Origin of the sequence: Helicobacter pylori NCTC 11637 = CCUG 17874 = ATCC 43504 = JCM 12093, assembly GCF_900478295.1 — a bacterium.
GTDB classification, from domain to species: Bacteria; Campylobacterota; Campylobacteria; order Campylobacterales; family Helicobacteraceae; genus Helicobacter; species Helicobacter pylori.
On sequence record NZ_LS483488.1, the window covers coordinates 120,590 to 132,709 of the forward strand.

The 12,120-nt window shown below is 33.7% G+C and carries 11 protein-coding genes and 2 pseudogenes; 2 read left to right on the forward strand and 11 right to left on the reverse strand.

From position 1 onward, the window contains the following. Positions 1-121: 121 nt before the first annotated feature. Positions 122-724, forward strand: a pseudogene (locus DQL14_RS00535) (type IV secretory system conjugative DNA transfer family protein); the annotation flags it as partial. Between the two features lie 273 nt (positions 725-997). Here the strand turns inward: DQL14_RS00535 and DQL14_RS00540 are convergent. Both DQL14_RS00540 and DQL14_RS00545 read right to left on the reverse strand, forming a co-directional pair. Next, the gene (locus tag DQL14_RS00540; RefSeq protein ID WP_000921939.1) at positions 998-1,279 is read right to left on the reverse strand and encodes a type II toxin-antitoxin system RelE/ParE family toxin; all 282 of its coding nucleotides are present in this window, start codon (positions 1,277-1,279) and stop codon (positions 998-1,000) included. Beyond that, a complete protein-coding gene (locus DQL14_RS00545; protein WP_108169476.1) occupies positions 1,272-1,586 on the reverse strand; it encodes a hypothetical protein in 315 nt (104 codons plus the stop codon). Before DQL14_RS00545 ends, DQL14_RS00540 begins: the two co-directional genes overlap by 8 nt. A 303-nt stretch (positions 1,587-1,889) precedes the next feature. Between DQL14_RS00545 and DQL14_RS00550 the strand changes: the two genes are divergently transcribed. Further along, complete coding sequence (locus DQL14_RS00550) at positions 1,890-3,803, forward strand: relaxase/mobilization nuclease domain-containing protein (RefSeq protein ID WP_108169477.1); 1,914 nt, start codon at positions 1,890-1,892, stop codon at positions 3,801-3,803. 24 nt (positions 3,804-3,827) lie between these two features. Here the strand turns inward: DQL14_RS00550 and DQL14_RS00555 are convergent, their stop codons facing one another. From DQL14_RS00555 to DQL14_RS00600, 9 genes and pseudogenes are all read right to left on the reverse strand, one after another. Further along, positions 3,828-5,012 (reverse strand): hypothetical protein, encoded by a 1,185-nt coding sequence (locus tag DQL14_RS00555; RefSeq protein WP_108169478.1) that lies wholly within the window; start codon positions 5,010-5,012, stop codon positions 3,828-3,830. A gap of 31 nt (positions 5,013-5,043) precedes the next feature. Next, a complete protein-coding gene (locus DQL14_RS00560) occupies positions 5,044-5,328 on the reverse strand; it encodes a hypothetical protein (RefSeq protein ID WP_000394639.1) in 285 nt (94 codons plus the stop codon). A gap of 81 nt (positions 5,329-5,409) precedes the next feature. Further along, positions 5,410-6,066, reverse strand: coding sequence for a ParA family protein (locus tag DQL14_RS00565; RefSeq protein ID WP_108169479.1), 657 nt, complete (start codon positions 6,064-6,066; stop codon positions 5,410-5,412). 266 nt (positions 6,067-6,332) lie between these two features. After that, positions 6,333-10,627 (reverse strand): annotated as a pseudogene (locus tag DQL14_RS00570) (SNF2-related protein). Beyond that, positions 10,627-10,863 (reverse strand): hypothetical protein, encoded by a 237-nt coding sequence (locus DQL14_RS00580; protein WP_001168532.1) that lies wholly within the window; start codon positions 10,861-10,863, stop codon positions 10,627-10,629. Before DQL14_RS00580 ends, DQL14_RS00570 begins: the two are co-directional and overlap by 1 nt. A gap of 11 nt (positions 10,864-10,874) precedes the next feature. Further along, positions 10,875-11,138, reverse strand: coding sequence for a hypothetical protein (locus tag DQL14_RS00585; RefSeq protein WP_001177716.1), 264 nt, complete (start codon positions 11,136-11,138; stop codon positions 10,875-10,877). An 11-nt stretch (positions 11,139-11,149) separates the two neighbouring features. After that, positions 11,150-11,434: a TrbC/VirB2 family protein gene (locus DQL14_RS00590; protein ID WP_064432016.1), complete on the reverse strand. Its 285-nt coding sequence runs from the start codon at positions 11,432-11,434 to the stop codon at positions 11,150-11,152. Next, positions 11,431-11,910, reverse strand: coding sequence for a hypothetical protein (locus DQL14_RS00595; protein WP_108169480.1), 480 nt, complete (start codon positions 11,908-11,910; stop codon positions 11,431-11,433). Before DQL14_RS00595 ends, DQL14_RS00590 begins: the two co-directional genes overlap by 4 nt. Continuing rightward, complete coding sequence (locus tag DQL14_RS00600) at positions 11,903-12,118, reverse strand: hypothetical protein (protein WP_108169481.1); 216 nt, start codon at positions 12,116-12,118, stop codon at positions 11,903-11,905. Before DQL14_RS00600 ends, DQL14_RS00595 begins: the two co-directional genes overlap by 8 nt. Positions 12,119-12,120: the final 2 nt, after the last annotated feature.

Here is a 12,120-nt window from a genome sequence, read left to right on the forward strand (position 1 = left end):
CCAAAGGCGTAACTTTGCACACTTCCTGCGCTAGATACGAATGTATGGGGATATTATACCATGAACTGGTAGCATTCATCCCAACCGCTAAAGACGATTGGGATTTCTGCTAAGGAGTATTAAAATCGCTCAAACAGATATTGAAACACTCGCACCGCTTATCCGTATCCTTTTGGAAAGTATTGCTAAAAATCTTTTATTGAAAGAGAGTAAGAAATTTGAAGAAAGGGTTTATCTGTTTTTAGATGAATTTGTGCGTTTTGGTAAATTGCCTTTTTTATTAGAAATGCCCGCATTGAGCAGGAGCTATGGTGTGGTTTTAATTTTTATCACGCAATCCAACGCTCTTATTGAAAAATATTATGGCAGAGAAGATGCAAGAATTGTTAATAGCACCGTGGCTTACAAAATAATTTTCAAAATGGATGATTTAGAATATGCTAAACAGGTGAGCGAAGAAGTCGGTAAGATGACTAGAAAAACACGAAGCCACTCTACAGAAAAAGGACAACTCATTACCGGAGGGACTTCTAGTATAGGTAAAGAGGCGTGGGACTTATTGAGCGCGCAAGATATTATGAATATTGATAAAGATGAAGTGATCGTTTTAGTAAGCGGTCATAAGGCTAAACCCTTAAAATTAAAAGCGAATTATTATTTCAAAAACAAAGAATTACTCTCTCGTATTAACTGGGAAGTCAAGCCCAATGAAGAAGTGTTTTGATGGATTAAAAAAGTTTGCATGAGTGTTTTTTAATTGCTTTTTAAAAATCGCTTTCTGCAACTTCTTATCCTTGTTGCTAAAAAAGAATGCATCAATTTCTAACACGGATTTGCGTTAGATGATTAGTAAGATTTAAGATAAAGATTAACATTTTTGTAGCGTGGCTTAGCGCAACTTATTTTTAGAAATTAGCATATTCTATTTTAAAGTTAGCGCAACTTAAATTAAAAATTAGCACGGATGGTTGTGTGGATAAATTTTTTTAGCGTTTGATCACTTTTTAAATAGCTCGCTATGAGTGTCTAGACGCAATAAAACAAGTTCGTTTTCTTGTTTTTTGATTTCATAAATCAATAACAAGTTCGGCTTGACATGACACTCTCTCAGCCCTTTAAGATTGCCACTCAAGGCATGGTCGCAATATTTTTGTTGGAGCGGTTTTTGCTCTTTGAGGCAATCAACAATGCTTGTAACATCGCTTTCTGTAATACGCCCAGACAAGATATGTTTATTAAAGTCTTTAAGAAAATCTTTCTTAGTTCTGACTTTAAGCATTATGCCTTTCTCTTTCTTGTTTTGCTATTTGTAAAAAATCATTGAAGTCTCCAAACGAAACATCGTATTCTGGGTCATCTTTTGAGGCGATCGTATTCAACAAACTTGGTGTGGGTTCTTTTTCTTGAGAATGTTTTTGGGCTAAAACTTGTCTGATCATTTGTTCTTGCAATTCACACTCTTGGATTTTTTTTATCGCCTTATTTTTATCCCCTTCTGCCTTAAGCAATTGTTTTTCAATGGAGTTTAAAAAATGTTGCAGTTGCTTTTCATTGTATTGTGAGTAATCTGTAATAATATTTGACATATTGAACTCCTTTTTAATAAAAGATAGTTAGCGTAACTTGTTTTCATTTTAGCATAACTTGTCATAACCTTTAGCACTACTTGCAGTGAATTGAAAGTTTTAAAATAAGTTTTTTTTGATTAAGTTTGATTTAAGAATATCTTAAAAGTGCGTGTTTTAGCCACCTGTAAGGTCAAATTGACTTCAATTTTTACGGAATTGAAGTGTTATCCTGCACTTTAAAAAGGGGGATAATAATGTTAGAATAAGGGCTAAGAAAGTTAAAACAAGCGAAAGTTTTTGGGAGAATAAAATTACAATAAAATGGCGTTAGAAAAAAGTTATAATAAAGACTTTGAAAGCGATGAGCTTTTTGATTATGAGATCATCAAGCCCAAAAAGACGCTTAAGATACAATACACTTATGCTAAACGCTACTATAAAGAAGTAGAAAAGTTTGCTAAAAATTTAACCCAACTGACACAAGAAGAATTCATGCGTTCAAGAGAGCCACAAAAACAAGTGGTCATCAAAAACATAGGCAACATGACACGCCTGCATTCAAAAAGGGCGATGGATTATACCGCTAAACATGGTGAGCTAGTGAGAGATGAATTTTTTAATGAAGTTAATTATAATAATATAGCAGAGCAATGGAATGAGCAATTTGAAAAATTATTAGAAAATAAGAGCCGTGTTAAAAATTGCGCTTTACATCTAGTGTTTAGCATTGATGAAAATTGTAATGAAAAAAATTTAAAAGCTTTGGAATTAAGCGTGTATCAAACACTCACTAACACGCTAGGTTATGATTATCCTTTTATAATGAAACTCCATACACACCAAAACAATCCGCATGCACATGTGATTATCAACAAGACTAACAAAATTACCAATAAGCAATTACGCTTTAATTCTAAAGACAGCTGTAAAGAGTTTTACCACACACTAAGAGAAACATTTAAAGATTATTTATTTGCTAACTCAAAAGGCGAATTGCAATATTCTAACACGCCTAATATTTATAGGGCGATTAAAGACATAGAAACAGAGTTAGATACGCTAGAAAAACAGGCTAGAAACAATAAGAGTTTTAGGCATGAAAACTATTTCTATAAAGTTTTGGGCAGTGCAACTTCTCAAATAGAAAGCTTGAAAAAAAGAGAAAATGCCCTATCTGATCATTTAGATAGTCTAAAAAGTTTATTAGAAAAAACACATTGGGAAAAAGAAAAATTCACGCCCCCAACAAATGAAAAAGAACTTAACCAACAACTTAAAGAAATAAAATGGGTGAATAAAGAATCTTTAACCCCTAAAAACACTTATAAAAAAACTCAAAAATTGGTTGTCTGTAAAAGCCCTTTAATAAAAGATTATCTTTATACCACCAAAAAACTTTTTGCCACACAGAAAAAGATTATAGCTTTAGAGAAAGATTATAAAGATTTAAAAGTCTTAAAGGAAGAATTTAGCAAAGATTTAGAAGCTGATTTATCCCATTCAAAAAAACGCTTTGAGCTTTACACTAGACTAAAGAGCATGAGTAAAGTTTTCACAAGTAAAAACATTGTTAAAAATTTAGAAAAAATTGCTTTAGATTTTAAAAGCGATAGACATAGTATTTCGCAAAGAGCTTTTGAATTTTTTAGGTATATGAATTATCAAAATTTAAGCTTAACTGATAAAGGTAATATGTTTTTAGTGGCTAAGTTCTTTAAAGATAGCGCTTTACTTGTTAATATTGCTAGGTTTGAAATGAAAAAGATAGATGATAGTGTTAAAAATTCTAACCCACAGGACAATTTATTAGACAAACAAGCTTGGCTCAATCTTTTAGAACATTTAAAAAGACTTGAAGAGGAAAATTATTGTTTTGCCAAGAAGCGGAAAGAATTCTTAGAAACTAGAGCTATGGAGCTATCAAAAGATTTGAAATTTTTAACACAGGCTAATGAAAATGATTTGCCTATTTATGAAAGAGGGCAAAGGGATAAAATCATTAAACGCTGTGAAAAATCGCTTAATTTTTTGCAGAAAGAATTACAATGCTTTAAAACCTTATCAAAAAGCGCAAGCATAGCTTTAGAAAACTTGCAAAATAACCATCAAATCACAGCCATTACACAAGACACGCAAGAAAACACAAACGCGCTCAAAAAAATACCACTCAAAGATTTTAACAAAACTACCAATGAACCCACAAACCCTAACAATAACTATGGAATGGATTTTTAGAACCATCCATAAAATTAAATAACTTTACTTAGCGTATTTTTTAACCAATTCTTCTAAAGTGAAACCCAAGTCTTTGTTATCGTCTCTCAATTGCTCTTTTTGGCATTGTGAAAAATTTTGCTCCATTTCTTCTTTAGTGTTAGAAGTGTCTAAAAGGCAAGTTTTTAAGTCTTTTTGGTAATCTTGTATGAATTTATCAAAGCGCTCTTTGTTGTTATAGATTTTGGCTTGCGATTGGGCGCAGCTCTCTTTAAGGCTGATAAACTCTCCTTTCTTATGTTCGTTACGCTCCATGCAAATATCTGTAGCAAAAGCGATCAAGACACCTTTATTCTTTCTCAATAACCCCGCAGATTGCATAGCCAACTTGTTTGCATCAATAAAAGGGCTTTGCTTTTCTAATTTAGGGTTCATATCCAAAGCGATTTCTTTCAAGCTCTTGTTTTCCAAATGCGTTCTTTGGCAATGGGTGGATTTTTTATAAGGGTTTATAAAAACGCCATTCATCAGAGCGGCTTTTTCTAATTTAGCATCAACTTTTTTAATGCAAAAAGAAATAGCTGATTTAACGCTCAATTCCTTAGAGCTAGAATAAGGGTCGCTAAATTTTTCATGCACTTCTTTTTGGCATAGTCTTTCCTTGTTAGCTAAATGGGGCGAATTTTTAACGCATTCTTTGGTGAAGTAAGGGATAATGTATGATTGATATTGTGCGTATTCTTTTTCAAACGCTTCTAATTGCGCGAGATTGATTAGCCTTTTTTGTTGGTCTTTTTGTTTTTCATAAGCGTTAGTTTTATCCATGCATTGTTCTTTTAGTTCTGGGTTATGGAAGTCAGAGCAACTAAAACGACGCTCTTGTTTTTGAATGATGGGCGTTAAAAGAGTGTTTAAGTAGGCATCGTTTCTTTTGAAACACTTATCTTTTAAGCTTTCATTAGTGAAATCATCGCATTGATACTGATCAATCTTTTTAGTGATGATTGGTTCAATAAGTTCTTCTTGAGCCTTTAAACACTGATTTACCCCATCGTATTTTTTAGGGAAAGACCACATTTCTTTTTGGCAATCATATTTTGGGTTATTTTTAGCCTTAGTCAAGTGGTCGTTTAAAATTTGCTTATCTACAAACGCGCACCCACTCACGCCTAATCCCATTAAACATGCCAAACTCAACGCTCTCAACTTTAAAAGTCTTGTTTTCTTCATTTAAGCTCCTCGGTATAAAAACACCATAAAATCACAACTTGCTCGCCTTATCTAAAAGCATTTGCTTCATTTCTTTTTTCTTGTGTTCTAAATAAAAAACAATAGCGTCTTGAACAAACACGCTTTTATTTTCTCTGAACGCTCCAAATTCATTCAAATACTCTTCTACGCTATTCATCACTTTCTCTGAAATATAGAGCGTGTGGGCTTTTTTCCTGTCTTCTTTTTCATGTTTGTTTGTTTCATGCTTGTTGGCATTCTCAAAGCGATTTTCTAAATCGCTCAGCCTGTCTTTTTTAGTGTTTTTAAATTCCATATTTATCCTTTAAAGTAGATTGTTTTTAATATCATAACACAATTAAGCATTATTTAGAATTAAACTATAAATTATACTATTTCATTTTTTGCCCCTTAAATACTCGCTCAATTCATCATAGAATTGAGACCATTCGTTTTTAGCCTTATTGTCATTGTATTCCATCACACCCATACCTTCACTCACTGAACGCTTATAAGCTATCCTTTCGCTTAATAGATTATCCATTAAAAACACGCTTTCATTAGCGTTATTTTGGCTGACAAAATCAATGAGAGCTTTTTTCTCTTTAAGAGTGGGGATAGTAGGGATGCGGTTCATCACAATACAAGCTTTCAAGTTTTCATTCAACGCTTGAATGTCTCTAATCCTTTCTAGCATGTCTAATAGCACCGCTGTGTCTAGTTGGCTTGGCGTGGTGGGTATTAGCACCCAATCGCTCAACAACATAGCCCTTTGGCTTTCTTTAGAATGTTCGCCTTTAGTATCAATAAGGATGTATTCGTATTTGTCCATCATCTGTTTTAAGGTGTCTGTGATATTGCCTGTGCGATTAAAGAGCGTGAAATTGGGCAAACTCGTTTCACTTCTAATATTGTTAAACACTTCCAAACTCTTTTGGCTATCAGTGTCTAATGCGGCAATATCTTTCTTGTCTAGCAATAATTGAACGCACAAGTTCAAGCACAAAGTGGATTTACCGCTCCCTCCTTTTTCATTGGCTATGGTGATTATCATCGCTTATTCCTTTATCATTTTGTTAAATATATTTTAAAGATAAATAGCTTAAAAGTATATAAAATAGAAAAACTTAATACTATGTTATTGTAAATAGTTATGTTATCTATTAGTTCTTTTTGAAATGGTTAGTATAATTTTATTAGTGGTGGTTTTTTAGGGTGTTTTTAAAAAGGGAAAAGTTTAGAGAAAAAGAATATTAAAAGGCATTACGCCAAATTCAATAACATTATTTAAAAACATGTTATTGAAAGTATTAATGGAACTCACATCCCCATGTCATAATCATCATTAGCCACTTTTTTCATTGGTCTATGCGCTTCTTGGTTGGCTTGCTCTTTACTCTCATCCACTAAACTCGCTCTTTTTTCAGCGTTCATTTTCTCTAAGACTTCTTTAGATTTAGGGTTGAACACAGGCTTATAATCTCTGTCTTTGCTCATTTTAGCTAAATCATCTATTAAAGTTTTATGATCCCATTTTAACGCTTGCAAGTATTCTAGTCGTGGGTAAGAAGGTTTTTGCTCCACTAATCTTGTGTATTTAGCGATATTTTCTTGAGTGGTTTCAATGGAGTTTTCTAATTCCTTGATTTTTTCAGGGAGTTTAGTGATAGCGTTATCCAATCTCTTTAAAAACCCATCAAATTTGATCTCAGCGCAGAAATTATAAGAGCTAAACAGTTGGTTAGTATCGTTTTTATAAACCATATTGCTAGGGCTATAGGCAATATTGGGATTGTCTTTAGGGCTTAAACTAAATTCCACTTGATACTTAGTTTTATAAGCGTTCACCACAAAGCCCTTGTATTCTAAAAGCTTACAATCTCTTTCCTCATTGAAAAACAAGTCGTTCAAATTGCTTGCAAATTGCTTTTTAATAGCGTCTAGCTTTTCTTTATTTTGTTCGGCTATTTGCTTGTTTTGTTCTTTGAGTTTTTTGTGCGTTAATTCTTCACTCATAGAGGCATTTTCTTTTAAAGGCTCTACTTCTTTAACTTTGATAAGCTCATAATCCTTACTCTCTTCATTTTTCAAATCATAGAGCTTGATCTCTGTATGAGTGGGGATTATTATGGAGCTTTGAAGCGTTTCTAAATCTTTCAATTCCTGTTTGAGATAATCTAATTTAGAAGAGTTGTTTTTCAAATTCTCTTCATTGAAATAATTTTCTTTATGGAAAGCTTTGTATTTAGCCTCTTCGCTTTTAATCTCCGCTCTTAATTTGACTTCTTCAATAATTAAGGGATTGCCTGTCGCTTCTGCTTTCATCTCACTCGCATTAGAACTCCCCATATTAAAGTCTTCTAATTCATTCAAGCCTAATTTGTGCGCGTTTCTAAATTGCTCTATGCCTTTAGATTTAGTCTCTATGATTTGCCACATACGGCTATCATAAGTTTTTTCAGTGGCGTAGCGATAGATTTTCATTCTAAAATTTTCAGGATCGTTTTGGTGCAAAATATTGCCTTGTCTTATCCCACGCCCTTCCATTTGCAACAATTCATCAGGTCTCCATGGGCAATCTAATTCATGCATAGCGACTAATCTTTCTTGCATATTAGTGCCTACTCCCATTTTAGCGGGACTGCCCAATAATACCCTGACTCCGCCACGATTGAGCTTTTTAAACAAATCCTGCTTTTGCTCTTCGGTTTTAGCGTCATGGATGAAAGCGATTTCATTTTGTGGGATACCCATTTGGACTAAATGCCTCAAAACATCGCTATAAACATCAAACGAACAGCCTTTAGCTATCTCTTCATCTAAATTGACGCTTTTAGCCCCTTTCTCTTTGAGTTCGTTCTCTAATTCTTTCTTGCTAGGAGCGATAAGATTGCCATTTTCATCATAACTAGACAAGCTCTCTAAAAGTTCTTGAGTTTCATCTAGGGGATTTTTGTTTTCGGTTTCGTGAGCGTTATCTAGCGCTTCTAAACTCACTTTTTGGCTATGGGTTTTGGGTGTGGATAGCCCTATGAAACCAAGTTGTGTGCCTTTAGTGGCATGAGTTTCTAAATAATTCTCATAGATATTTTTTGCCATAGCATAGCTTTTAGAAAATTCTTTTTCTACTTTAGCGTTAGGGTCAATCAAGCGGTAATCCAAAGCCACTTTTCTAGCGTCTGTGGTGCAAGAAAGGATATTGTCTTGCCCTTTTTGGCTTTTCTTGCCCTCGCATTTTTGCATCCTATCAATGATAGAGCCTTCATTATATTTGCCATTTTCATCAGCCACGCCAATAAATTGAGCCACTTCTTCGCTTCTTTTCACCACCACATTGATAGGTTTATCCCCATACACTTTAGGCACAAAGTGGGGGTTATGCTTTAAAATATCATCATTAGAGACAATGTCCGCAAAAGCTCTATACATGGCACTTAAGCCTTGCACATCGCTAAATTTAGAAAAGCGATTGACCATTTTATAACTTTGAGCGGAAGTGTCTAATTCAAAATCATTCACCACTTCCCCATAAGTCTTAGCCCAATCATCAAAGAATTCTAACCCTCTTTCTTTTAACACATCAGGGGTTAGGTAGCGTTGCAAGTGATACATTTCACTCAAGGAATTAGCTATAGGCGTGCCGGTTAAAAACATGATTTTCTTATCGTTTTGATGCAAGTAGCGCGTTTTAATAAACAAATCTCTAGTGCGATTAGAGCCTTGTTGGTTACCAAGCCCTGCAATTTTTTCCATAGAAGTTTCAAAGGCTAGATTTTTGAATAAGTGGGCTTCATCCACAATCAAATTGTCAATCCCCATTTGACTAATATCAATATGAGAGCCTTGTTTTTCTAAAATCGCATCGTATTTAGCGCGGATTTTATCCAGTTTGTTTTTAAAGGCTCTTTCATTGGGTTTTTTAGTTTCTCTAGGGTTATTTTTATAAGCCAGTTCTTGCCTTTCAAAGTTTTTTTCGGCATTCACTAGCTCTTCTTCTTTCAATTCTTCTATGATTCCTCTAGGGTTAGACAACAATTCCAAATGGGTGTGCGCGATAATCACAGCGTCATAATTGTTGTTAGCGATTTGATTGAATAAAAGTTCTCTTTCTTTTTCAGTGGTGTCCTTGCTATCAACAACTAACACGTTAGCGTTAGGGTAGGCCTTATAAAATTCATCGCCCCATTGCTTGGTCAAATGGTTAGGCACGGCAATGAGCGTTTTATTCACTAATCCCATGCGTTTTTGTTCCATGCAACTGGCTATAGTGCACAAAGTCTTGCCTGCTCCAACCTGATGGTCTAAACACACCGCCCTGTCTTGGATGGTTCTAAAAATAGCGTTCTTTTGGTGGGGGCGCAAGCTGATATACTGGTTAAAGCCCTCTAGTTCTAATTGCGAGCCATCATAGGTTTTTAAAACAGAGTTATTGAAAGTGTCATTATAGATTTGCTCTAAATGGGTTCTTCTTGTATAATCTTTATAAATCCAGTCTTTAAAAGCTTCTTTCAATTCTTCTGCTTTTTGTCTGGCGAGATTGCTTTGCTCTTCATCAGTGATAAAGATTTCTTTTTTAGGGTCATTAGGATCAACTTGGGCGTATTTAACGCTCAAATCCTTGTTGTTTAAGACTTTATTTAAAAGGCTTTCAAAAGGCGCTTTATAAGAATGCGCTTTGTCTTTATGCCTGATGCCATAAAGCTCGTTTAGTTCATTACTTCTAATAGAAACTTCATAAGCGCCGCTTAGGTGTTCTACTTTGATGTCTTCTTTGAGATTGCCTAGTTGGTAATCTGTCATTTTATCGCCGTATTGCTTTTCATAATGGTTAGCGCTCAATTCTATTAAAAACTCTTCTAAATACTGAGTGGGTATCCAAGGACTGTTGATATTAGCCATGATTTCAGTGGCTTTCAAATCTTTAGGGATAATCAGCTCTAAATCTTTCACATTAGCCTCTAATCTCTCCACGCCTTGATTGATGGCTTCTTTAACTTCTTTGAGTTTTCTTTTCACATTACTTGTGGCGCTAAAGGTTATCTTTTTTTTGAACTTGTTTTTCTTGTCTTTTTTAGAGCTTGTGTTTGAATGAGTTTCATTGGAGCTATTTTCATTCTCTTGTTTATCTTCTTTAGAGCTTTCTTCTAACTCTTCATTAATTGAAGTAGTCATTTCCAATTTCTTTTTTTCAAAGAAAGACTTGACATTAGAAGTGATAGTTTTAAACACTAAAAAATACTCTGTTTTATAGATTTCCTTGCTTTCAAACTGTGTGATAATAGCTTTGGCATAAATATTGTCAATATTTGGACTTTGATTGATAAATTCCTTACGCCTTTTAGCCACAATTCTTAATTGAATGTCTTTACTAATGGTGTTGAGAACATTTTGTCTAGTATCAAAATAGCCCTCTAAGTCTTTTTGCATTAAATTAGAATAGCTTAGTCCTTGTAAGGATATAATGCCTACTAGATTTTCTTGTTTGGTAATAATGAAAGTATCATCATACAAGCCTAAAATATTGCACTCCTGTGCCATAGAATAGGTTTTGGCACAAACCCTGCTAAAAGGTCTATGGCTTTTTCCTTGCAATATTTAAGGGCGCTTTCTAACATTAAGAAGACTTTCTTTTTCTTTTAGGGGTGTTTTTATTGCTTTGATTAGCTAAAACAACTTCTTTATGCAACTCATCTACAATATTTCTAATATTAGTAACAAGAATATAGGCATCTAAATGAGCTTCTTTTTTCATTAACGCATTCACACTTGATTTTAAGCTAGAGATAGCTTGTTCTAAGTTGTAAGAAATGGTTAATGGATTAGGTTTTTCTACTAAGACTTCTTTTTGCATATTTTTTCCTTTTAAGCGTAAAATGAATTAGCTTTGGTTTTAATTTTGGAATGAGCGATTAAAATGTCACTTATATCTTCATCAAAGAACTCCGCTATGCTAAAAATTAAGAGAAAGCACACATAAAGCACAAAAGAGTTCAGTATATCTAGCCAAGGTATCATAATAAAAGGCACAAATCCTGAGAGTAAAAAACTCTTAGCATTGAGCCAAAGAAATTTTTCTTTGGAGCTGATTTCTTTGAGATTAGAAACTGAAATACCAACTAATTGCATGGGGACTTCTTTTAAAAAATACCCATAAACCAGTTAGCTAAGGCTGGGGCTTTAAAAAAGATTGCAGCACCAATTGCAATAGCAAGCACGGTCATTAAAATTTCTTTCCATCTATCTAAGTTTTTCCATATAAAAATAGCAAGTCCTAAAAAAATAACCATTAAAATGCCTTTAGCCGTAGGGCTAGTGAGCTGTTGTTCAATGGAATTAAAAAAGGTAGTCATATCCGCTTGTAATAAAAGAGGTGAAAAACCTAAAAAGGCGATAAGTTTTCTAAAATGCCTTAATTTTTTCATACAATGTTCCTTTCTTTTTTAATCACGCAAAATTTCGCTAACACTTTGTAAGTATTTTGATTGAGCTTAAAATCTAAGTGATAAATAACAAGTTCTTCATCAAACTCTAAATTTTCTTCATTGACAACTTGCGTTAAATGAATGATTTGATTTTTTAAGGCTTGTGTCATTTCATAGGTAATAACCTTTAAAACACCGATTTGTTTGATTTGAGCTAAATTCAAAGGCTCTTTGTCTTTTAGTAGGGCAAACTCACTCTCAAAAGTAAAATGCCCTAAGCTATTTTCTAAATGCTTTTCTAGCAATGAAAAATCTTTATCCCATAAATAACTGCAAGTAAGCTCTGTTTGGCCCTCTAAAGTTTTTGCGATTGTCTCTTGTTCTTTGTTTGAATAAAACTTTTCTAAATGCTCTTTTACATTCAGCAATGTTTCATCAATTTGTATGGACTTCTTGTGTAAGATTAGTTCAATCATTGTTTTCCTTTAGTAAATTTGAAAACTCTTCTCTTGTTAATTCATTCTTAGTTTCAGTTGTTGTTATCCAATAAGCTTGTAGATTTTTTTGTAAAGCTTTTTCAAACAAATCCGCTAAAAACTTTTCTTGTGTTTCGGTATCCATTTGTAAAATCAGTTTGCTGTTTTTCTTATTGAAACAAATATTTAAAGTTGTGCTTGGTGTCATTC

Coding starts and splice junctions, on each gene's coding strand:
- DQL14_RS00540 (WP_000921939.1), bottom strand. CDS start 1,279: ATGCTTAAAGTCAGAACTAAGAAAGATTTTCTTAAAGACTTTAATAAA.
- DQL14_RS00545 (WP_108169476.1), bottom strand. CDS start 1,586: ATGTCAAATATTATTACAGATTACTCACAATACAATGAAAAGCAACTG.
- DQL14_RS00550 (WP_108169477.1), top strand. CDS start 1,890: ATGGCGTTAGAAAAAAGTTATAATAAAGACTTTGAAAGCGATGAGCTT.
- DQL14_RS00555 (WP_108169478.1), bottom strand. CDS start 5,012: ATGAAGAAAACAAGACTTTTAAAGTTGAGAGCGTTGAGTTTGGCATGT.
- DQL14_RS00560 (WP_000394639.1), bottom strand. CDS start 5,328: ATGGAATTTAAAAACACTAAAAAAGACAGGCTGAGCGATTTAGAAAAT.
- DQL14_RS00565 (WP_108169479.1), bottom strand. CDS start 6,066: ATGATAATCACCATAGCCAATGAAAAAGGAGGGAGCGGTAAATCCACT.
- DQL14_RS00580 (WP_001168532.1), bottom strand. CDS start 10,863: ATGCAAAAAGAAGTCTTAGTAGAAAAACCTAATCCATTAACCATTTCT.
- DQL14_RS00585 (WP_001177716.1), bottom strand. CDS start 11,138: ATGCAATTAGTTGGTATTTCAGTTTCTAATCTCAAAGAAATCAGCTCC.
- DQL14_RS00590 (WP_064432016.1), bottom strand. CDS start 11,434: ATGAAAAAATTAAGGCATTTTAGAAAACTTATCGCCTTTTTAGGTTTT.
- DQL14_RS00595 (WP_108169480.1), bottom strand. CDS start 11,910: ATGATTGAACTAATCTTACACAAGAAGTCCATACAAATTGATGAAACA.
- DQL14_RS00600 (WP_108169481.1), bottom strand. CDS start 12,118: ATGACACCAAGCACAACTTTAAATATTTGTTTCAATAAGAAAAACAGC.